This window comes from uncultured Pseudoalteromonas sp., assembly GCF_963922945.1.
Classification (GTDB): Bacteria; Pseudomonadota; Gammaproteobacteria; order Enterobacterales; family Alteromonadaceae; genus Pseudoalteromonas.
This window is the reverse complement of record NZ_CAWUKC010000009.1, coordinates 26,158-46,728: the sequence shown is the minus strand read 5'-3', so window position 1 is coordinate 46,728 and position 20,571 is coordinate 26,158. Positions and strand designations below refer to the sequence as shown.

The window sequence follows — 20,571 nt, the reverse complement described above, 5'->3', positions numbered from 1 at the left end:
CTTTATTTTTAATAAATTTGCTTTTATACGATCACTATAGCGTGTTTTAGTTACAAGTTTAAGATTGAATAATAAGCACAAATGCTAGATACTGTTTTTATATACAGTTGTGGCGATGTTATGAAAAAAGAATTACCAGCAAAATACTATTTAGCGCATTTTAGAGAGCTTATTGAGTTTGTAACAAGTAAATGCATGCATTTACTTGAGCCCAAGCACAGCCAATTTATTAGTAAAATTAACCAGCTTGATGAGCAAAGCCAATGCATGTTGGCGCGTGTGTATTCGCGCAAGCCTTATTTAGTGCAGGCGCAATCGCTTAATTATGAAGAAATAACTTCGCCGCATCAGGCTATTTATACACTAAAAACAGCAGGTATTTTATATGAGCCAAACGCACAGCATTACAAGCAGCTTATAGCGCATTTAACCAAGCCCATGCTGGTGGAGTTACTCAGTAATTACAGTGAGCAAGTAAGCTTTAAGAAAAGCGCAGCTAAAGGGGAGTTGGTCACTATTGCGTGTCATTTTTTTAGTGATCGCGCAGATGATTTAGCCCCTTCATATAGCCAGTATGTGATAAATAACCGTGAAGATTATTACGAGTATTTTGAGTTTTTATTTGCAGGGCGCTTAAGTAGTGGCGATGTAAATCATCAAAATCGCTTTGTTATGCGCGATTTAGGGTTAACCGCTACCCGCGAAGGGCACAGCGAGAGCTTGTCGCGCTTTAATACACTCGCTGAGGCGCAATCTAATTACGTTTTAAATCGTTACCGTTTAGCGTTTAAAAACATTGGCAAAACGGGTGGTAATACAAAAGCTGAAACCTTGGATGACAAAACACCTTACACCGAGCTTGCGCATTTAGTTTTAGCGCAACCGGCGCACGGTACACACGCGCACAACATTAAAAACAAGCTGCTGGTTAGGCTGTATAAGCAACTAAAAAATACCGATAGCGAACTTGCCTTTAGCCTACTAGAAGGCTGCACCGATTACGCCGAAGCACAAGAAATTCAAATAAGAGAGCAATACCGTTTAGGTAATAAAGAGTGGGTAAAAGCGCAGCTAGAGCAAATTATAGAAAACCCGCTCACCGACGATTTACTGTACTTTGCTGATGACTTTTTAATGCGTAAGTTTAATAAACAAACGCGTTCGCGCTTAAGTACTATGCTGGCCGACACCCAGTGTGTACTTGAAATTGACGAAATTTACCGAGGGGATGTAGAGCAAGGCGTAAATGAGCATTACAGTGCAAAAGGGTTAACGGTTTTTAATACCGAAAACACCTTATGGCAAAGCTTATTTGGTTTAGTATTTTGGCACGAGTTATTTATAGAGTCGCCGTACCCACCGTGTAATGAATTTGATATTTACCCGCAAGTTTTACAGCTTGGTAATTTTTATGAAGCACAAAGCACGCAAATTGACGCACGTTTAAAAAGCTGTAGCACTAATCAGGCGCTGCTTAATTTGGTATGTAAACATGCCGCGCAATATTTTGAGCAGCCCAATGGGTTATTTAGATGGCGCAGCAATTTATTAGAGCCACTAGAGGCACTTATTTTAAACAGCCCGCTTGAAGCGTTAATTGCGCACTTAACGGCTATGAGCAAACACTATTTACAGCTAAAAGACGGCTACCCCGACTTAATGGTTATTAATAATGGTCAAGTACATTTTGAAGAGGTAAAAGCCCCAGGCGATAAGCTTAGGCGCAACCAACTTACCACTATTGATAATTTAAAAAATGTAGGCTTTACGGTACATATTGCTGCAGTTAAGTGGTTTGTAGACCCTAACCGTATTTACAGCGTGGTTGATATAGAAACCACGGGCAGCTTAAAAGGCGGTAACCGCATTACCGAAATTGGCATTGTTAAAGTGCAGCACGGTAAAGTGATTGATACCTGGACGACACTTATTAATCCGCAGCGCCATATCCCAAGTTTTATTACTAAATTGACCGGCATAAGCGATGGCATGGTTTACAACGCGCCTGTATTTGCCGATATAGCACAGCCACTACTAGATAAACTTGCAGGCAGTATTTTTGTAGCCCATAACGTAAACTTTGATTACGGCTTTATTAAAAAAGAGTGCGAGGTTGCAGGGCACTTTTTTAAAATGCCAAAAATGTGCACCGTGGTTGAATCGCGCAGAGCGTTTAAAGGGTTAAAGTCGTATTCGCTTGGTAACCTTAGTGCACATTTTAATTTAAATTTAGCCAGCCATCACCGCGCATTGGCCGATGCAACCGCCACTGCAGAGCTGTTATTGCTGATCCAAAACAGCGAAACGCTCACGCAGTAAACGAATGGTTTATATTTAAGTGTTTGATAGTTAGGTAATTAATTAACGTTATTATGATTTTTAATTTATTTTGGAATAAAGTGTTTTGGTAAATCGTCTTCTTTATGTCAATCCGACAAACTAGAGGACAAATCAATGACTAAATTAAATAAAATTGTAAGCGTAATGATGTTAAGCGGTGTGTGTACTTTTACAGGTGTAGTGCACGCCGCTGATATTGAACTATCTCAGTCAACGTCGGCGCAGCAACAAACATCTACATCTATTGTGCTTTCACAAAACGGTTTAACAGCCAGTGGTAGCAACGAGTCAAACGTATCTAACGATACACAAGTAACGGCTGATGATTCACAAAACACAGATTCAACGGCTAATAATACACAAACTCCAGCGCAAGAAAGCAGCGAGGCTGAAGAGCCTGCAAATTCATTAGTTGCATCTGCAAGCGGATCTTTAAATAACTCATTGAACGCATCGGCTTCGTCTTTAAATACCACAGCCAATACAGCGCTTGATGCAACAACGCAGTTAACCTCATCGGCGGGTAATTTAACAACCGCTGTGAGCCAGTCGTCATTACTTGCTGTTACCTCAGTTCAAGGCGCTCAGCCAGACTCCACCGATACACCAACCGATACCTCTTTACTTTCAAATGTGAGCAGCGCGACCGATTCAGTTACACAAGCTGATGCAACAAATGCGCTTAATGCCGGTGAGCTTACAAATCAATTAGCAATCATTAATACGGCAGCAAACTCAGTGAGCTCTGCACTGCAAGCAGGTGATGCAATTAACACTAGTAACGAAGTAGTAAGCAGTGTTCAGCAATCTTTAATTGCCAGTGTGCAAGACAGTACGGTTAGTAGTTTACAAAGCACGGTACAGCAAAGTGTTAGCGGGCAGGTGAGTTCAGCGGTTACTGATCAAATTAGTAACGATGTAGCACTTAGCACTGCAAGTGAAGTAGTAACCAATATTACTAACGATTTAGATCTAGGGCTTTAATACGCCAAGTGCTTGCATAAATGCCGAATAGGGAAACCTATTCGGCCTGTTGGAGAATAAATATGAAAGCAGTTATAACCACCACATTGTGTGTTTTTAGTGCCCAGGCGGTGCTTGCACAAACTAACCACGTTAAAACACCTGAGCAAACTAAACCCTTTAAAAGTAGCTTTGAGCTAAATGCAGAGGCTGAAGTTGGGGTATTAAGTAACTCGGCGCTTTCTGTTCAGGAGCTTGACGATATTTCGTCGCAAAGTGACAGCGGCATAAAAACCGCAGCCGGTGTTAATGCAAAATGGCAAGTAACTAAAAGCGCTAAATTAACCTCAAGCTATAAGTTTGAACAACAAGACTACGATGAGTTTGATCAATACGATTTAGGTCTGCATCAATATGGTTTAGATGCTAGCTATAGCTTTAATAGTCATGAGGTAGGCGTTCGTTACGATGGCGCAAAAGCAAATGTAGATGGCGAACCATTTTTACACTTTAACCAAGGCAGTGCTTATTATGGCCATTTTTTAAACTCGCATACGTATTTGCGTATGAGCATAAAAACCAAAGCCAAACGTTTTACTACTGCAAAAGCACGTAATGCCGACGGCGTAGGCACCGATGTAGCGCTTTATCATTTTATAAATAATGGCCAAACCATGTTAATGGCAGCGCTAAGTGCCGATAAAGAAAACGCCGACGATAACCAATACGACTTTAACGGCTACGGCTTTACGACTAAAGTTACGCACAAATTTACGGCCTTTAATGTGGCTAACAAAGTGGGGGCTGGTTGGCGTTATCAAAATAAAGATTACGATGAGCAAACAACGGATGATTTTTTTGAGCAAATACCGTCGCGAGATGAGCACCGAAATATCGTTAATGCGTTTTATAATTTAGCTGTATATGAGCACGTAACACTCATAGCCGAGGCTGAATATGGCGATTACCAATCTAAGCTTAGTAGCAATACCTATACGCAATCGGTTTTATCGGCGTCAGTTAAAGTGCACTTTTAGGTGGGTAAATGGCACCATAACCAAAGGTGGTGTCTTTGCCTTGCTCGCCTAAATCGACGGCCAGCGATGTAAGCTCGTTAAGTGCTTTGGTTTTATTATTACCATGCTTTAACAATAAACAACTTAATGCCGCGCTCACATGCGGCGCTGCCATTGACGTACCTGACTCCCTTCCAAATTTTCCATTGCCTTGGCTTGTAACAACATTTACACCAAGGGCTGCAAAGTCTATATAATCACCTTTATTTGACCATCTATAAATTTGGTCATTAGCATCAATAGCACTTACCGCTATCACGCTTTTATACGCACCTGGGTATAACGGCTGCGACGCCGGCCCTTGGTTACCCGCAGCAGCCACAATTAACACGTTTTGTTTTATTGCAGCAGTAATACTTGCTTCTAAAACTGCGTTATTTGGCCCCGTTAGGCTCATATTTATTACGGGTATTTTATTACTCACTAGCCAGTTAAGTGCCTCTACTATGGCAAATAATGTAGCCCCTTGTGCATAGTCAGATTGCCTATAAAACACCTCGGCACTGTAAAGCTTGGCACTGCCTAAAAGCGGGCTAAGTTTTGCGCCTTTACCTGTAATTAGCCCTGCAATGGCGGTGCCGTGTAAATTTGGCGAGCTTAACCCTTGTGGTAAAAAGCTTTGAGTGGTGATATTTGCGCTTTTAAAAGCACTGTGTTTGGTATTAATGGCGCTGTCGATCATGCCAATTTTTACGCTTTGTGTGCAGTAGGGCGTAATAGGCTTATTTTGCGTTATTTTTGCGGTAGATTCGCCAGTTTGCGCTTGGTATATGTGGTTTCGGTCAAGTATTGCAGACTCATCTAAGTTAAGCGCTTTTAATAACTCGCTTTTCGAATTAATACCTTGGGGCACGTTAAAGCGCACTAAGCTCATGTTAAGTGCATTGTAATTTTTTACCGACACTATGGTTACATTTTGCTGTTTTAGGGTATTAAGTTGTTGGCTATTTGCCATTAATAACCATTGGCGCTCTATTGCTCTAAAGCCGTTTTCTAGCTCTACTTCAACAAATGCAGTGTTTTGGCTATCTATATTAATGTTAAGCACATTAGGTAAGCTGCTAATTGGCTCGCTAATTTGCGCTTTTAGTTCATCAATCGATACTTGTGGTACAGGCACCGGAAGCGGCAGGCGTTGTGCACGCTCTATAGTTTGCTCAATACGCTGCTCTATTGGGTTTAGCTGCCCAAGCACCTGATCAACTTTTACTATATTGGCTGAGCTCGCTGCGCTAAATATGCAAAGTGAGGCGGCTATTATGTGTTTAACGCGGGTGTTTTTAATATTCATAGTGGGTTACTTATTTTTTATTACACTGTTAGTTAACGTTTAACACATAGAAATATTTCATTATTCAAATTATTTTGATTATTTGGGAATAAATGTTTTTTTGAATCGTCTTCTTTATAAAAGGGGTAAAAATCAATGAACGAAACATTAAAAACCTTATTGCCCATGCTTAGGCGTTTTGCCTATTCGCTAACGGGTAGTAAAGCAGATGCAGACGATGTAGTGCAAATAACAATTGAAAAACTATTAGTAAAAGGTATTCCAGATGACGTTGAGCCGGCTAAATGGGCGTTTAAAATTTGCCGCAATGTGTGGATAGACGAGTACCGCTCACGCAAGGTAAGGCAAAATACGGCTCAGGCCGATGTTTTACCAGAGCCAATAACAAGTAATGAACATCAAACACTCGAAAACAAACAAATGCTTAAAAATGTAAATATAGCACTTGGCCAATTACCCGAAGAGCAACGCGCCATTGTATCGCTGGTGGCAGTGCAGGGCATGGCTTATAAAGAAGTCGCACAAACGCTCGATATACCGATAGGCAGTGTCATGAGTAAATTATCGCGCGCACGCAGTACACTTTATAATTTAATAAAACCCAACTTTAAAAAGGAGCAAGTATGAACATTAACGACGAAACACTTAGCGCCTTTTTAGACTCAGAGCTAAACGAGCACGAAATGGAGCAAGTGCGCAAAGCGCTTGAAACCGATGACGAACTAGTAATGAGACTAGCAGAGCTAAGCGAAGTAGACATGCGAGTAAAAGAGCACGCTACAAGTATTGACGAGGTTCCCCTTAGTGACTCATTAGCTAAAACGGTTGCCAAGCTTGATACGCCAACGTCAAAAAGCACGTTAAGCAGTAATGTAGTCACGTTAACGCCTTGGCAAAAGGTTAAGCAATCGGCTAATAAAAGTTTAGCAATAGCAGCAAGCGTTGCTGTGGTATTTGGTATTGCAATGATGAGCTATTTACAACCCAATGAGTCGCAAAACTTAGTGGCTAGTAATACAGCTTTAGCCCTTGATACACAGTTAAGTAGTGGTGTGTTTGAGCAAAGTAATGGCTCAGTATTTAGGGCGCAGCTTAGCTTTAAAAATCAGCAAGGTGAGCTTTGTAGGCAGTATGCGCTAAGCTCAAACAATACCACACAAACAAGCATTGCGTGTAAAACGCAAAACGGTTGGCAAATTAAAGCGCAAACAGCCACGCAGCAAAGTAATAATGGTGCGCAATATCAAACAGCGTCTAATAACAATGAGTTAGATGCTGTTATTGACAGCATGATCAGCGGCGCACCACTAGATAGAGCGCAAGAGCAGCAAGCAATTAACGCAAAGTGGCAGTTAAACAAATAATAATGTGTATAAAGCGAGGTGAATTATGAAAACATCTATTTTAATTATCAGTATTTTACTTATGGCGGGTTGTGCATCTAAACCCGACTACCGCCCAGCTAAAAATGGCTCACAAGGTTATAGCGAGCAAAAAATTAGCGACGATCAATACCGAGTAGAGTTTAAAAGTGTCTCAAACAACGTAGCCGATGCCGGTGACTATGCATTATTGCGCGCGGCTGAGCTTACCCAAGCACAAGGCTACGACTGGTTTGTTGTAACTAATAAAGAAACTTTTGTTGAGTCTAAATCGCATGCCCCAGCCTCATCTATTAGTGCATCACATAGCCAGCAATATGAGCGAAACTGCGGTTTATTAACCTGCGAAACACGCGTACGCCCGAGCAATAACGTGGGCGTACAAGTGAGCAACAATGATAAACGCAAAGAAGTACACACCCTAATTGACATTAAAATGGGCAAAGGTATAAAACCAAACGACAACAGCTATAGCGCACAAGACATAATTGAAAACGTAGGTAAAAAAGCACAAAATTAAGCGTTTGGTAAAAGCACTTAGCTTGTTTTAGTTAAGTGCTTTTTTCGTGGTAAAAAACCAGTAACCAGCATAGTACCGACAATAACAAATAATGCGCCGAGTAACGTATTTGGCCCAATTTGCTCATCTAAAATTACATGCCCCCAAAAAATGCCAAATAGTGGAATTAAAAACGTGACCGTTAAAGCTGAGGTTGGGCCTATATCGTCAATAAGTTTAAAAAATAAAATATAAGCAAGTGCGGTACACACCACGCCAAGGGCTAACACGCCAAGCATAACATCGGTACTAGGTACTTCGCGAATAGGCATAAAAAGTATAAGGGGCAGTACTATAAAACTGGCTGCCCACATAGAGCCGTGTGCGTTATCGAACGGGGTAAGCTTAGGGGCATTTTTTGTATAATGTGATGCAATGGCATAACACAGTGAGGCGCTTAGCGCTGCTGCAATCGCAATAAGTGAATGAGTATTTAATACAAGATGATTTTGCCCAACTAAAATTGCCACGCCTATTAAACCTAGTAGCAAACCTAAAACCATACTTTTAGTCGGTTTGGTTTTGCTCCAAATTATACCTACCACTACGCCCCAAATAGGGGTTGTTGAATTTAAAATCGATAAAGTAGAGGCGCTAATAGTTTGCGCAGCGTATGCAAAAAGTAAAAAGGGAAGGGCTGAATTAAGCGCACCAATTATAAAAAAGTGCTTGGTGTGCTTAGTAAACGCCAAGCGGCGTTTTAAGTACAGTGCAACTATAAATAGAGTGAGTGCGGCAAAGCCGACTCTAAACTCTATTAACACCGCTGGCCCTAGGCTATTTGCTGCCATTCGCATAAATAAAAATGACGCACCCCAAATTGCAGCCAGAAAAAATAACCGAAGTAAACTTGCTAAGTTCATGATAGTATTTTAATTATACAACTTAATTTATAGAGTAACAGGCTTTGCAATAACTGTAAGCCAGATCCGGTACTCGCATATAAAAATAATAAAAAAGGAATAGTCATGAGCCGATATTTACTGTTCACAGCAATAATGGGAGTGGGTTTATTAAGTGGTTGTGGGTCTACGCCTATTAATTTATACGATGACACAACCATGAAAAAACATGAGTACAACGGCATAAAAGCGTATAAAAAAGGAGATTTTAAGCAAGCCTTTATGTACCTAAAAGACCCTGCTGCGCTTGGTTATAAAAGTGCGCAATATACGCTGGCTTTTATGTTTTTAAAAGGTCAATATTTAGAGCAGTCCACTAATATGGGCATGGGCTGGCTAGGGGTTGCAAAAGAAGCTGGGGTCGAAAGTTGGCAGGCGCAATACGCAACGTTTTATAGTGCGGCTACGGATGTGCAAAAACAACAAATAGATGAAACAGTAGCGCTTTACATAAGCCAATATGGTAGTAAAGCACAAAAAATGACGTGCCGTCGCTCAACAACCCCAAGACGCACGTTTGGCGAGATTAAAATTGATTGTAATAAGCACGAAGGCACTGTGACTAAATACGACGTGCAAATTAAAGAGCAATACTAAGAGGTGGCTTGCTTTTGTTCAAAGTCACTTTTGACAATGTCGAGCGCTTTTAATACATCCTCTGGAGCAACCTCGTGCTGCTCCAAAAGCATAATTAAATCTACCGCAAGTTTTACATGTGTAGGGGCGTTTTCAAGTGGACTAGTCATTTAATTCTTTCTTTTTAGATATTTGTGTAATGGCTACATCTATTGCTGTTTGCACACGTTCTTCCATATGAATGCGCTCGCTTTGTGGTAAATAAAAGGCCATATCTACATCGTATCTGATATAACGTGGCGGCAATTGATTAAGTACCGTGCAGCAAAAGTCGGCCATGACATCTTCGCTGTAAACTTTATCTAGTTTACGTTTAATGATTTCTTCAACTACAATTTTTTCGTAAAAGTTATGTATGTCGTCATGCAATCGCATCGTGCTTGCGCCTTTTATGGAGTCCGTTTAATTGAGTGTATACTAAGCACTAAAATAAATCGATAGCTGCTTTAAATAGCTGTTTATGAACATTAATTAGCTGATTTACTTTACGCTGATAACCCCCACCAAGTGCACACATAAGTGGAATGTTATTCACTTTACAATAATTGAGTATGTAATAATCGCGATTATAAACCCCCTCAAGTGAGACGTTAAACAATCCCAGCTCATCTTTTTCGTAAATATCGGCCCCTGCGTTATATAAAATAATATCGGGATTGTGAATTCGCACGCAAAATTCAAGGGCTTGTTTTAGCGTTGTTAAGTACTCGCTATCAGATGTGCTAGCAGGCAAGGCGAAGTCGTAATCGGATTGCTGCTTTAAGCGCGGAAAGTTTTGTTCACAGTGAACAGAGCAAGTAATTATATTGCTGTGGCTTTGCGCTATTTGTGCAGTGCCATCGCCTTGGTGCACGTCGCAATCAAATATTAATACGGTATCGGCTTGGTTTGTGTTGATTAAATGCGCGCCAGCTACGGCCAAATCGTTAAAAATACAAAACCCACTGCCGTAATCGCTGTATGCATGATGATAGCCACCACTTAAATTAGCACAAAAACTATGGCTTAATGCGTATTCGCTGCCTTGGATACTTGCTCCAACCGACAGAAGTGTACGCTCTACTAATTCGTGTGAATAAGGGAAACCCATTTTTTTAATGGCTTTATCGCTAAGTGAACCGTTTAAAAAATCATTTATATAGTTTTGGCTATGGCAAAGTGCAAGCTGCTCAGCTGTTGCTTTGGCTGGTGTAATAAACTGTGTACCCTCAAAGCCTAAGCGTTCTATTTCTGCTTTGAGCATTTGGTATTTTTGAATAGGGAAACGATGGCGCTCAGGAAGCGTTAAAGCACTGTAAAGCGGGTGATAAAAAAGCTGCATTAGCGTAATTGTTGTTTTTCGACTTGCTGAATTTTATCTTCGGTGGCCGAAATAGCTTTACGGCACCGGCCCAAGCGAGCGTGTGTAGTTAAAATTTCCATATTTAGCTTTTGTGCTTGCTCAGGAGTGGCTTTTTCCAACTGAAGTTTACGCTCTTCAATCATTAACACTAGGCGTCGTTCAAACTCATGATTTTGTTTAAGCTCGTTGTATAGTTCGTGTGATGATTGCATGACTTTTTTTACGGCTTGTTTGTAAACCGTATTTTTTGGCTTGGGCTTATATTGGCTTTTGTTTTCTTTAGCCCAAATAGGAGTCGATTTAATAACATTAAATATAGCGTGTACTTGATTACCTATGCGCTCGAGTGCATAAGCATAAGCATGGCGATGATCGCTTGGTGGTAAGCTTGTAATTTCATCTTCTATTTCTGTTACGTAGTCGGTTAGGCTCATGCTTTTGGTGTTAAATACGCCGCGGTCAAATAAACTAGGCTGTGCTTGCATGTAGCGGTTTTTAGAAAACAACTTTGCGCTATCAAATTGCTCAGCTTGGTGTTTAAGCGTAGCAACTTGTTGACGTAATTTATCTAACGCGTGTGTTTGCATTTACAAATAGGCCTCGTAAATCAGTTTTAATGCTAGCAGTATAACCATAGTGTTAAAAACAGGGCGAATAAACTTGCCGCCAAAGCGAATAGCAGAATGCGCACCAATCCAAGCACCTAACATTATAAAAAAGCCCATGATAAGGCCTAATAAAAAGTTTACGTGTCCAAGTGCTACAAAGGTAATAAGTGATATAAAATTAGATACAAAGTTCATAGAGCGGGCTAAACCACAGTTAAGCAGTAAGCTCATTTTATAAAGTAAACTATTCGAGGCAGTCCAAAAAGTGCCGGCACCAGGGCCAGCTACGCCATCAAAAAAACCTAACGCTAAACCCTGCAACCACTGCTTTAGTTTAAGTAGCGGTGTTACTTTTGGTAAATCATCGCCCTGTGTGGTGCTTAAGTTACCAAATAAGCTATAACAGGCCACCATAATAATAATGATAGGCAAAAGCTTATTTAAAAACTCAATACTTAAATGATCAACTATTAACGTACCAATCACAGCGCCTATGGCTGTAGCAATAATTGAACTTGCCCAAAACTTAGGACTAAATAGATTTTTTTTATAATAAGTAAAGCTTGCTGTTAATGAGCCAAAGCTTGCCGCAAGTTTATTGGTGCCAAGCGTTACATGCGGTGGCAAGCCAGCGGTGAGTAGTGCAGGGACTGTTAATAAGCCGCCGCCCCCGGCTATTGCATCAATAAAGCCGGCAGCAAGGGCCGCGGCACATAAAACTGCCAGTGTTGTGGGATCTAGTGCAAGTTCAAACATTAATAATCTATTTGTCTTTTAAAAGGTGGTAAGGTGTCGAGCATGGCTTTGCCGTAGCGCTTGGTAACTAAGCGTCTATCGAGAATGGTGATACGGCCTTCATCGCTCTCTTTGCGCAGCAGTCTACCACAGCTTTGTACCAATTTCTTTGCTGCATCGGGCACCGTAATAGACAAAAATGGATTACCGCCTTTACTTTGTACAAATTCGGCTTGGGCTTCTTCTATTGGTGATGTGGGTACGGCAAACGGTATTTTTGTAATTATTAAGTTTTCTAAATATTTACCAGGTAAATCAAGCCCTTCAGAGAGGCTTTGCGTACCAAATAAAATACTACCTTTGCCAGCATCGATATTTTGAGTGTGTTTTTTTAATAATGCCTCGCGCGACATTTCGCCTTGTACTAATAAGTTAAAACCTTTTGTTCTAAGAAACTTAGCTACATGATCCATTTGCCAGTACGATGCAAACAACACTAAATTGGCTTTTTTTGTGTTTAAGTACTCAGGTAAGGTTTGCGCTATATGGTCGCTAAAGGCTTTGTCGGTTGGCTCTACTTTACTTACGGGAATACGCAAGGTCGCTTGTTTTGGGTAATCAAAAGGAGAGGGGACCTTGATAAACTTAACACCTTCTTCTTTTGCTAAGCCGCTTTCATAAGCAAAGTGGTCAAACGAGCCAAGAGCACTTAACGTTGCAGAGCATAATACCGCCCCTGCGCATTCGTTCCATAGTTTGTCTTTTAAGTAGTAGCCTACTTCGATAGGGCAGTCACTTAATAGGTGATCGTGATGGTTTTTGTATTCTAAACGCTTGATCCACCTTGCATGAGGTGTGCCTTCGCCTTTATTTGCATAGCTATACCATAACTTGTTTAATTGCTCTAAGCGGTTTATATAGTGGCCGCTTTCGGCCAATACAGGGTCGGCAACGTAGGGCTTTACATCGCCATCGCTTACATCTTGCGTGAGGGTATCGTGCATTTTATTTAAACAACGCAGTGCATCGAGTGTAGCATCGCTTATCTCTTTAGCTTTGCTGTGTAATGATTTTGGTATTTCGCCATGCTCAAAGCGGTATGTGTCGTCTTTTGAATATTCAAAATCGGCATTATCAAGAATATCGCGCACTACTTTTAAGTCTTTATTCGCATCGTTAATGCTATCGCATAGCTTAAAGTTTTGCCCAATGGCTTTTTGCCCCACTAATACCTTAGACATTTTGCCGCTAAATTTGGTGAGCTTATCGAGCCAATCAATCGTGCCTTTAATCGTGGCCGCTGCCGATGAAAAGTCGCGAGTAATGTGTGCAAGGTGGTGCGCTTCATCTATTACATATATTGTATTATCCGGCTCGGGTAAAATTTTACCGCCCCCTAAATCCAAATCAGCAAGTAATAACGAATGATTAATAACAAGCACGTCCATTTGCATAAGCTGATTACGAGCAATCTGAAACGGGCAGGTTTGGTGGGCTTTCATTTGGCGTTGGCAAGCGTGCTTATCGCAAGCGATTAAATTCCATACTCTATCGGGAATGGTATCGGCCCAGCTATCTCTGTCACCTTGCCATTGTTTATTTACATAAGCATCGTAAAGGTCTTTTAAGCATTTAGTTTCCATATCACTTAACGGCGAGGTAAGTGTTGGCATAAACTCCATTTGCGTTTGGCTATCGCCATTAACAGCGCTATGTAACTTATGTGCACATATATAGCGCTGCCTGCCTTTTACTAGGTCAAATTTAAAGTCGAGCCCGGAGTGTTTTTTAAAAAAAGGCAGCTCTTTTGCTATTAATTGCTCTTGCAGAGCCACGGTAGCCGTAGAAATGACCAGCTTCTTTTTTTGTGCAAGGGCAAGTGGTAACGCACCTAAACAATAAGCAAGTGATTTACCGGTCCCTGTGCCAGCCTCAATAACGCATATACGCTGCTTTTTATGGTATTCGCCGGCAAGTGTTTTTGCTATTTCGGCAACTAGGTAGTTTTGGCTACTTCGTGGGCGATAATCAGTAAGGTTACTAGCCACATGCTGGTGGACTTGCCTAATTGTTTTTTTTAGTGAGCTCGATAGCATGTGATGATTAACCTAAAATATGTATATAATTACAGTGTATGGATTTTAGAGTTATAACCGTGTAACTACAAGCAAGGATGAAATTAATTTAGTAATTTAATCAGCGATTTTTTAATTTCATAAATTACTCCCTATTACGGCCTGTTTAAAATTTGAGGTTAAGCTATTATCAACCGTTAATATTCAAAGGCCCTAAAGTAGAAAAACAAAATATAAGTAAGGTTTATTAATAGTGTATTTAACATCTGGCTTTGTACTTTCTGCACAAGCGCACGATAGCGATCAGGGTTTAAAATATGAAGTTTGGCTTGCTACCGATAGTGGGCCCATAAAAACAATTTCTGAGAACGAAACTGCACTATTTTTTATAAAAAATAATGACGCTGAAGCAGCCCGTGCCATTTTAGCTGCCGAAACGCTTAGATTTTTAATTAAACCGCTTTCACTTAAAAATTTTCAACAGCAAGGTATGTGCGGCTGTTACTTTTACTCACTTAAACATTTTTATAGCGCAAGCAAAGCGTTAAAAAGCCGCGGTATTACACTTTATGAGGATGATATAAGGCCCATTGAGCGCTATTTAATGGAGCGCTTTATAAAAGGGGGGGCGTGGGTCACGGGTAAACGAGTGGATCATGCACATTACACTGAAGTTTTAGATGCTAAATTAAAAACCAATGCCGACTATACGCCTGCGCTAACTATGTTGTCGCTTGATATAGAGTGCAATGAAAGCGGGGTGTTGTTTTCTGTTGGTTTGGTAGGCTGTGGTTTAGATTGCGTTATTATGATTGGCGAGCCTGAGCATTACGACCCAACGATAGGTTATACTATTATATGGTGCGACGATGAGGTTGCACTATTACAGCAACTGGTAACGCTTATTAAGCAGTACGACCCTGACATTATCATTGGCTGGAATGTTATTGAGTTTGATTTTGCAGTTATTTATGAGCGCTCTGAGGCGCTTGGGGTAAAACTATTATTAGGAAGAGGAAACCTTCCTTTATATGTTAGAAAGGGGCATTTTACACGAGTGTCTATTCCTGGGCGCTGCGTAATAGATGGCATTGATACTCTAAAAAATGCCACCTATAGCTTCGAGACCTTCTCACTTGCCAATGTTTCAAAAGAAATTTTAGGTGAATCTAAATTAATCGAGTCCAATAATAGTTTACAAGAGATCATTCGCCAATTTAATGAAGATAAACTTGCGCTTGCTAACTACAACCGCCAAGACTGCATACTCGTAAATAAAATTTTCGAAAAACTTAAGCTACTTGATTTTGCTGTTATTCGCACGCAACTCACAGGCCTTGAGCTGGAAAAACGCGGCGGCTCAGTGGCAGCTTTTGTAAACATGTATTTGCCTTTATTACATCGCAGCGGTTATGTAGCCCCTAATATGGGCGACCATGGGCTGAGTTTTGAAAGTCCAGGTGGTTATGTTATGGAGTCGGTACCGGGGCTGTATAAAAATGTCATAGTGCTTGATTTTAAAAGCCTGTACCCCAGTATTATGCAAACCTTTTATATAGACCCGCTTGGACTAATAGAAGGGATTGAAAACCCTGAAAACAGTATTGAAGGTTTTAATAACGCACAGTTTTCAAGAGAGCAGCACCATTTACCTGCGCTTATAAAAAGCCTAGCGCTACAGCGTCAGCGGGCAAAAGATAAGCAGGATTTAATGCTATCCCAAGCGATTAAAATAATAATGAATAGTTTATATGGTGTATTAGGCTCACAAGGCTGTCGTTTTTATGATCCTCGACTCTCAAGCTCTATTACTTTACGTGGCCATGAGATAATGCTGCAAACTAAAAAGTGGATTGAAGAGCAAGGCTATAGTGTTATTTACGGAGACACTGATTCGACCTTTGTAAAACTAACGGATGATTTAAGTGTTGAGGCGTGTAATAAAATAGGTAAACACTTAGCTAAACACATAAACACATTGTGGCAGCAACACATACACGCTAAACATAATTTAACGAGCTATTTAGAAATAGAGTTTGAATCGCTCTACAGCCCTTTCTTTTTGCCTACTATAAGAGGTAAAAGTGTGGGCTCTAAAAAACGCTATGTAGGACAGTTAGTGAAGGCAGGTGAATCAAAGTTGGTTTTTAAAGGTTTAGAAACCGTAAGAAGTGACTGGACTAAACTTGCTCAACAGTTCCAATATGATTTATTTACCCTCCTTTTTGAGCAACCAGAGAAAATTAACGACCTTGTAAACGACTACATTAGTAAACTTTTACGCGGCGAATTTGATCACTTGCTGGTTTTTAAAAAACGTTTAGGTCAAAACCTAACCGACTATCAAAAAAATGTCCCTCCTCATGTACAAGCAGTAAGAAAGTTTCAGAAGCAAAATAGTGAATTTACGCTAAAAAGAGGTGAATTTGTTACATTTGTTTACACAACTAACGGAGTTGAGCTGTATCAAGGGCTGCATAGCTACGACTACCCTTTATACATAGAAAGACAAGTTGTACCGTTATTAGAAATGATAGTGCAGTTTGTTAACGTAAACGTAAATAATTTCAATCTAAAACAGTTCGAATTATTCTAATTTGTACCTATCAATGTAATTTTTGATTACATAATTCACGTTTTAGCTTTATTTTTGTACAGCAATTCCTCATTCATGCTGAAATTCAATAAAAAACCCTTTTTTAATTAATATTTGGTTAACAGTAGTTGGCTTTTAGATATTTTTTGTTTAGTATTTGGTTTAGTCGCTGTTAACAAACTGTGACAACAAAAAATAATTAAATAATAGTCGCTTCTAACAAGTGGTGACCCAGGGAGAATCAAATGTTAAATAATAAAGTTTCAAAGGCAGTTCGCTTAGCGATTGCTTTTGGTGCAGTATCAACAGCTGCATTTTCATCAAGTTCATTCGCTGCAGAAGACGAGGCAGATAAAGTAGAGCGTATCGAAGTAACCGGTTCTCGTATCAAGCGCGTAGACATGGCTGGTGACTTACCAGTAACAGTTATTGACCGTGCTGCTATAGAGTTAAGTGGTGAGACTTCAGTAGCTGATTTATTACGTAGCACAACTTTTAATAGTTTGGGTTCATTCAGACCTCAATCAGGAAGTTCTTCTCAAGGTGCAACAACAGTAAGCTTACGCGGTTTAGGTTCAGATCGCTCATTAGTATTAGTTGATGGCCGACGCCTACCTAAATCAACACTTACAGGTTCAAGCCAAGATTTGAACTTTATTCCTATGGCCGCTGTTGAGCGTGTAGAGATCCTAACTGATGGTGCATCTGCTTTATATGGTTCAGATGCTATCGGTGGTGTAATTAACGTTATACTACGTAAAGATTTTAATGGCGCTGAGGTAACTTTAGGTTCAGGCCGTATTGAACATGAAGGCGGTGATCGAGAGAATGGTTCTGTATTATTCGGTGCTTCTTCAGATAAAGCATCTGTTTTAGCAGGCGCATCGTGGAGCGGTCGTGACATTGTTTATGCACGCGACTTCCCTTGGTACAGCCCGGGCGGCTCAGTATATTCTAATAACTTTACTACATTCTCTACGGACCCTGAAACAGGTGAAAGATCAAGTAACTTTGACTTTTTCTCTCCAGAAGCTACTTGTGAAGGTGTTGGTAATGAAAACTTTTACCGTATAGGTGACCGTTGTGGATTTAACTTCGCAGCTGTGTCTGCAGATGAAGCGTCAATTAAAAACCGTTCTGCTTTTATAAAAGCAACTTATGAGGTTAACGATGATTGGAGCGTGTTCACAAATATTAACATTGCTCAAACAAAGTCTTTTGGTCGTTACGCTCCTGGTCTTGATACAACTGCATATGATGCTGCAGCATCTACAGTATACATTAGTGAAGATAGTCCTAATAACCCAACTAACCCAGACAGCCCAATCTATGACGCGTCATTAGGTTTAGAACAACAGGGATTAGACTTTTGGCATCGCTTTGCAGCTCTAGGCAATCGTGATAACAATCTTACCTCTGAACTTAAAGATATTAGCTTCGGTACAACGGGTATGATCGGTGATGTATCCGTTGAAGCCGGTGCTCGTAAAACTTTAAATGAAAGCCATAATATTGGTAGTGGTTACATATTACGTAGCACAGCGCGTCAATACATTAATGACGGTACATACATGCTGAATGATCCGTTTGGCGCCTCAGATGAAGTTAAAAGTGCAATGACAGTAACAACTTCTCGTGTTGGTAAGTTTAACCAAGAAGAATTTTATGCCAATGCTGCATTTGATGTTATGGAAACTGATGCAGGTGCTATTCAAGCTTTTGTTGGTTTTGAATACAGAACTGAGGATTACGCAGATAAATACGATTCATTATCAGAAGCTGGTCAAGTAGGTGGCTCATCAGGTAGTAGTGCAGGCGGTAGCCGCTCTGTTAGAGGTCTTTTCTTTGAAGCGCTAGTGCCTGTAACAGAAGAGTTTGAACTTAACTTTGCTGGTCGCTACGATGATTATTCTGATTATGGTTCAGATTTTTCACCTAAAGTATCTGCCCGTTACAACCCAATTGACGACTTAGTGCTTCGTGCATCTTGGGGTAAAGGTTTCCGTGCTCCATCATTGCCTGATTTAACTCAGCAGCCAGCTGAATCTGCTGACTCTGTATCAGATGAAGCAACTTGTTTAGCAATTGGTGAAGAAGCAGATTGTTCATCACAAATTAATGCGCTTGTTATTGCAAACCCTGATTTACAATCAGAGCAATCTGACCAATACTCTTTGGGTGCTGTGTACCAAGCAACAGATGCGATTTCATTTGAAGTTGATTACTACAACATTGAAATCACAAACAGAATTCGTGCGTTTAGCTCACAATCTATTATAGATGCTCGCTTACGTGGAGATTCAGTGCCTGATGCCTTTACAGTATCTCGCTCTCCTAACGGTGCTGTTACACAAGTCGTTCGTGGTTTTGGTAACGACGGAAGCCTAGAAACATCTGGTATTGATTTCAAAGCAAGTTCAATGTTTGAATTCGGTGATATGGGTTCATTAAGAACTAACCTGAACGTATCTCACATTATTGATTACAAAACAGATGGCGGTCGTAACTTCGTTGATGATCCAGGTGTTCCACAAATGCGCTTGAACTTATCAAATGTTTACTCTATTTCTGATTTTGACTTTACATGGAACCTTAGTTTAATTGATAGTCAGTGTGAAGACATCACAGCAGATGGAGACTGTGAAGGCCATATCCCTTCATGGGTAACGCATGACTTACAAATTGCTTACAATACACCTTGGAATGGTAAAATAAGCTTTGGTGCACAAAATGCATTTGGTAAAGAGCCACCTTTATATGCATACGATGGTCGTGACTATAACTTTAACCTATACTCAGGTTTTGGTCGCACTATGTACTTTAACTTTAAACAATCATTTTAATTTAAAATAATTATACAAAGAGCGGCTTATTAGCCGCTCTTTTTTTTGGAGAATCAAATTATGCACTGGGAGCAATATTGGGACGTTACACCCACTTTATCAAGCTTTGGAGACTCATCTGACGCACTTGGATACCCAGAAAAATTGCTAAATTTTTGGGAGAATGCTGTAAAAAGCTACGGGAGTGATACTCATTACTTAGACTTAGGGACTGGAAAAGGAGCCTTAGCTGTATGGATTCAGGTGCTTTTAGTCCGAAGTATGTTGGGTGGCAGTGTAAAGGCGTGCGATTTAGCCAATATTGATGAAACTAAAATTTCAAGTGGAGTTGATGAGCTTGACGAAGCTATAAAACATGTTGAGTTTAAGTTTAATACTCCGTTAGAGCGACTTCCCTACCCTAATAATCAGTTTGACGTTCTAGCTAGCCAGTTTGGATTCGAATACTCAGATTGGGATAAATCTTTACCTGAGGCATTACGGGTTCTTAAAGATAATGGCGAATTAATTTTGATGTTGCACCACCCTGATTCAGCTATAACAAAGGACTGTATAGGTGGAATAAGAGTTCTAAATTGGTTTTTTAATGAAAATATATTAAATGATGTAACTACTCTTATCGATCTTAAACTACGCAACGAGAACATACCATTTGCAAGGCTTAATGAAGAGATAATTCATAAGTTACAAACATTTAAAGTGCTCGATAGCGCAGAGCAAGTATGGTTTTTGGATGTGATGACTAAACTATCTAAGTTGATTATCAATATTAACCATGAAAGTACAAAAGCTCTTAAGAATTTAGAAGAGTTTATAGGTAAACAAATTACAAGATTAGAGGACCAAGTGTCGGTTGCATTTTCGAAAGAGGAAGTTACTAATAGAATAAAAAAATCACAAGTTACAATTAAGAGTTTAAAAATTGAAGATTTCTTTGTAGATGGTGAACTATTTTGCTGGAAAGTTTTGCTAAAAAAGTAATTTTCAATTGAATCCTTTATCACGGCTTAAGATTAGCTCCGCATATTTATATATAAAACGATATCTAAGTGGGTATCGTTAACTAACCTCTCATATAAAGATAAATTAGAACCTGAATACCCACACTTAAATCCATTAAAGTAATTTTTATTAAACTTGGAGCACTACGAATTAACTCATTCAATATAGGATTGTATGCTTATTTGCAATTATTAATTAATGATAAAACTGCAATATGCTAC

At 39.9% G+C, this 20,571-nt stretch carries 18 protein-coding genes; 10 read left to right on the top strand and 8 right to left on the bottom strand.

Annotated features, from left to right (window positions below; translation table 11 throughout):
* The first annotated feature begins 81 nt into the window (after positions 1 to 81).
* The 3 genes from AABI99_RS03665 (at position 82) to AABI99_RS03655 (ending at position 4,340) form a co-directional block, all read left to right on the top strand.
* Positions 82 to 2,319, top strand: a complete 2,238-nt coding sequence (locus AABI99_RS03665; RefSeq protein ID WP_338363438.1) for an exonuclease domain-containing protein — start codon at positions 82 to 84, stop codon at positions 2,317 to 2,319.
* 135 nt (positions 2,320 to 2,454) lie between these two features.
* Positions 2,455 to 3,324, top strand: a complete 870-nt coding sequence (locus tag AABI99_RS03660) for a hypothetical protein (RefSeq protein WP_338363436.1) — start codon at positions 2,455 to 2,457, stop codon at positions 3,322 to 3,324.
* Between the two features lie 62 nt (positions 3,325 to 3,386).
* Entirely contained in the window at positions 3,387 to 4,340 is a 954-nt protein-coding gene (locus AABI99_RS03655) for a hypothetical protein (protein WP_338363434.1), read from the top strand.
* On the opposite strand, the gene AABI99_RS03650 is transcribed toward AABI99_RS03655, so the two are convergent.
* Positions 4,324 to 5,670 carry a S8 family serine peptidase gene (locus AABI99_RS03650; RefSeq protein WP_338363432.1) on the bottom strand — a complete coding sequence of 449 codons (1,347 nt, stop codon included), beginning with the start codon at positions 5,668 to 5,670 and terminating at the stop codon, positions 4,324 to 4,326. The genes AABI99_RS03655 and AABI99_RS03650 overlap by 17 nt on opposite strands.
* Before the next feature lie 135 nt (positions 5,671 to 5,805).
* On the opposite strand from AABI99_RS03650, the gene AABI99_RS03645 reads away from it, so the two are divergent.
* Genes AABI99_RS03645 through AABI99_RS03635 form a run of 3 tightly spaced genes read left to right on the top strand, consistent with a single transcriptional unit; the run spans position 5,806 to position 7,572 of the window.
* Entirely contained in the window at positions 5,806 to 6,297 is a 492-nt protein-coding gene (locus tag AABI99_RS03645; protein ID WP_338363430.1) for an RNA polymerase sigma factor, read from the top strand.
* Entirely contained in the window at positions 6,294 to 7,034 is a 741-nt protein-coding gene (locus AABI99_RS03640) for a hypothetical protein (RefSeq protein WP_338363429.1), read from the top strand. The genes AABI99_RS03645 and AABI99_RS03640 overlap by 4 nt, the downstream gene beginning before the upstream one ends.
* 25 nt (positions 7,035 to 7,059) lie before the next feature.
* Complete coding sequence (locus tag AABI99_RS03635) at positions 7,060 to 7,572, top strand: hypothetical protein (RefSeq protein ID WP_338363428.1); 513 nt, start codon at positions 7,060 to 7,062, stop codon at positions 7,570 to 7,572.
* Positions 7,573 to 7,589: 17 nt separating this feature from the next.
* On the opposite strand, the gene AABI99_RS03630 is transcribed toward AABI99_RS03635, so the two are convergent.
* Positions 7,590 to 8,474, bottom strand: coding sequence for a DMT family transporter (locus AABI99_RS03630; RefSeq protein ID WP_338363426.1), 885 nt, complete (start codon positions 8,472 to 8,474; stop codon positions 7,590 to 7,592).
* Positions 8,475 to 8,579: 105 nt separating this feature from the next.
* Here AABI99_RS03630 and AABI99_RS03625 point away from each other — a divergent pair, with 105 nt between their 5' ends.
* On the top strand, positions 8,580 to 9,110 hold the full coding sequence (locus tag AABI99_RS03625; protein WP_338363424.1) for a sel1 repeat family protein: 531 nt from the start codon (positions 8,580 to 8,582) through the stop codon (positions 9,108 to 9,110).
* Here the strand turns inward: AABI99_RS03625 and rsmS are convergent.
* Genes rsmS through dinG form a run of 6 tightly spaced genes read right to left on the bottom strand, consistent with a single transcriptional unit; the run spans position 9,107 to position 13,930 of the window.
* Positions 9,107 to 9,259, bottom strand: a complete 153-nt coding sequence (gene rsmS / locus AABI99_RS03620; protein ID WP_338363422.1) for a pleiotropic regulatory protein RsmS — start codon at positions 9,257 to 9,259, stop codon at positions 9,107 to 9,109. The genes AABI99_RS03625 and rsmS overlap by 4 nt on opposite strands.
* Positions 9,252 to 9,524 carry a late competence development ComFB family protein gene (locus AABI99_RS03615; protein WP_338363420.1) on the bottom strand — a complete coding sequence of 91 codons (273 nt, stop codon included), beginning with the start codon at positions 9,522 to 9,524 and terminating at the stop codon, positions 9,252 to 9,254. The genes rsmS and AABI99_RS03615 overlap by 8 nt, the downstream gene beginning before the upstream one ends.
* A 49-nt stretch (positions 9,525 to 9,573) precedes the next feature.
* Complete coding sequence (locus AABI99_RS03610; RefSeq protein ID WP_338363418.1) at positions 9,574 to 10,470, bottom strand: histone deacetylase; 897 nt, start codon at positions 10,468 to 10,470, stop codon at positions 9,574 to 9,576.
* Positions 10,470 to 11,078, bottom strand: a complete 609-nt coding sequence (locus AABI99_RS03605) for a primosomal replication protein (protein WP_338363416.1) — start codon at positions 11,076 to 11,078, stop codon at positions 10,470 to 10,472. The genes AABI99_RS03610 and AABI99_RS03605 overlap by 1 nt, the downstream gene beginning before the upstream one ends.
* Positions 11,079 to 11,855 (bottom strand): TSUP family transporter, encoded by a 777-nt coding sequence (locus tag AABI99_RS03600; protein WP_338363415.1) that lies wholly within the window; start codon positions 11,853 to 11,855, stop codon positions 11,079 to 11,081.
* Positions 11,855 to 13,930: an ATP-dependent DNA helicase DinG gene (dinG, locus tag AABI99_RS03595; RefSeq protein ID WP_338363413.1), complete on the bottom strand. Its 2,076-nt coding sequence runs from the start codon at positions 13,928 to 13,930 to the stop codon at positions 11,855 to 11,857. Before dinG ends, AABI99_RS03600 begins: the two co-directional genes overlap by 1 nt.
* Before the next feature lie 232 nt (positions 13,931 to 14,162).
* On the opposite strand from dinG, the gene AABI99_RS03590 reads away from it, so the two are divergent.
* The 3 genes from AABI99_RS03590 to AABI99_RS03580 all read left to right on the top strand — a co-directional run bounded on the left by AABI99_RS03590 (position 14,163) and on the right by AABI99_RS03580 (position 20,329).
* Entirely contained in the window at positions 14,163 to 16,505 is a 2,343-nt protein-coding gene (locus AABI99_RS03590) for a DNA polymerase II (RefSeq protein ID WP_338363411.1), read from the top strand.
* Between the two features lie 245 nt (positions 16,506 to 16,750).
* Positions 16,751 to 19,348: a TonB-dependent receptor gene (locus tag AABI99_RS03585; protein WP_338363409.1), complete on the top strand. Its 2,598-nt coding sequence runs from the start codon at positions 16,751 to 16,753 to the stop codon at positions 19,346 to 19,348.
* A 60-nt stretch (positions 19,349 to 19,408) separates the two neighbouring features.
* Complete coding sequence (locus AABI99_RS03580; RefSeq protein ID WP_338363407.1) at positions 19,409 to 20,329, top strand: class I SAM-dependent methyltransferase; 921 nt, start codon at positions 19,409 to 19,411, stop codon at positions 20,327 to 20,329.
* Positions 20,330 to 20,571 lie beyond the last annotated feature (242 nt).

What these genes read in the sequence shown, in the direction of transcription:
- AABI99_RS03665 (WP_338363438.1), top strand. Translation starts at nt 82, where the DNA reads ATGCTAGATACTGTTTTTATATACAGTTGTGGCGATGTTATGAAAAAA.
- AABI99_RS03660 (WP_338363436.1), top strand. Translation starts at nt 2,455, where the DNA reads ATGACTAAATTAAATAAAATTGTAAGCGTAATGATGTTAAGCGGTGTG.
- AABI99_RS03655 (WP_338363434.1), top strand. Translation starts at nt 3,387, where the DNA reads ATGAAAGCAGTTATAACCACCACATTGTGTGTTTTTAGTGCCCAGGCG.
- AABI99_RS03650 (WP_338363432.1), bottom strand. Translation starts at nt 5,670, where the DNA reads ATGAATATTAAAAACACCCGCGTTAAACACATAATAGCCGCCTCACTT.
- AABI99_RS03645 (WP_338363430.1), top strand. Translation starts at nt 5,806, where the DNA reads ATGAACGAAACATTAAAAACCTTATTGCCCATGCTTAGGCGTTTTGCC.
- AABI99_RS03640 (WP_338363429.1), top strand. Translation starts at nt 6,294, where the DNA reads ATGAACATTAACGACGAAACACTTAGCGCCTTTTTAGACTCAGAGCTA.
- AABI99_RS03635 (WP_338363428.1), top strand. Translation starts at nt 7,060, where the DNA reads ATGAAAACATCTATTTTAATTATCAGTATTTTACTTATGGCGGGTTGT.
- AABI99_RS03630 (WP_338363426.1), bottom strand. Translation starts at nt 8,474, where the DNA reads ATGAACTTAGCAAGTTTACTTCGGTTATTTTTTCTGGCTGCAATTTGG.
- AABI99_RS03625 (WP_338363424.1), top strand. Translation starts at nt 8,580, where the DNA reads ATGAGCCGATATTTACTGTTCACAGCAATAATGGGAGTGGGTTTATTA.
- rsmS (WP_338363422.1), bottom strand. Translation starts at nt 9,259, where the DNA reads ATGACTAGTCCACTTGAAAACGCCCCTACACATGTAAAACTTGCGGTA.
- AABI99_RS03615 (WP_338363420.1), bottom strand. Translation starts at nt 9,524, where the DNA reads ATGCGATTGCATGACGACATACATAACTTTTACGAAAAAATTGTAGTT.
- AABI99_RS03610 (WP_338363418.1), bottom strand. Translation starts at nt 10,470, where the DNA reads ATGCAGCTTTTTTATCACCCGCTTTACAGTGCTTTAACGCTTCCTGAG.
- AABI99_RS03605 (WP_338363416.1), bottom strand. Translation starts at nt 11,078, where the DNA reads ATGCAAACACACGCGTTAGATAAATTACGTCAACAAGTTGCTACGCTT.
- AABI99_RS03600 (WP_338363415.1), bottom strand. Translation starts at nt 11,855, where the DNA reads ATGTTTGAACTTGCACTAGATCCCACAACACTGGCAGTTTTATGTGCC.
- dinG (WP_338363413.1), bottom strand. Translation starts at nt 13,930, where the DNA reads ATGCTATCGAGCTCACTAAAAAAAACAATTAGGCAAGTCCACCAGCAT.
- AABI99_RS03585 (WP_338363409.1), top strand. Translation starts at nt 16,751, where the DNA reads ATGTTAAATAATAAAGTTTCAAAGGCAGTTCGCTTAGCGATTGCTTTT.
- AABI99_RS03580 (WP_338363407.1), top strand. Translation starts at nt 19,409, where the DNA reads ATGCACTGGGAGCAATATTGGGACGTTACACCCACTTTATCAAGCTTT.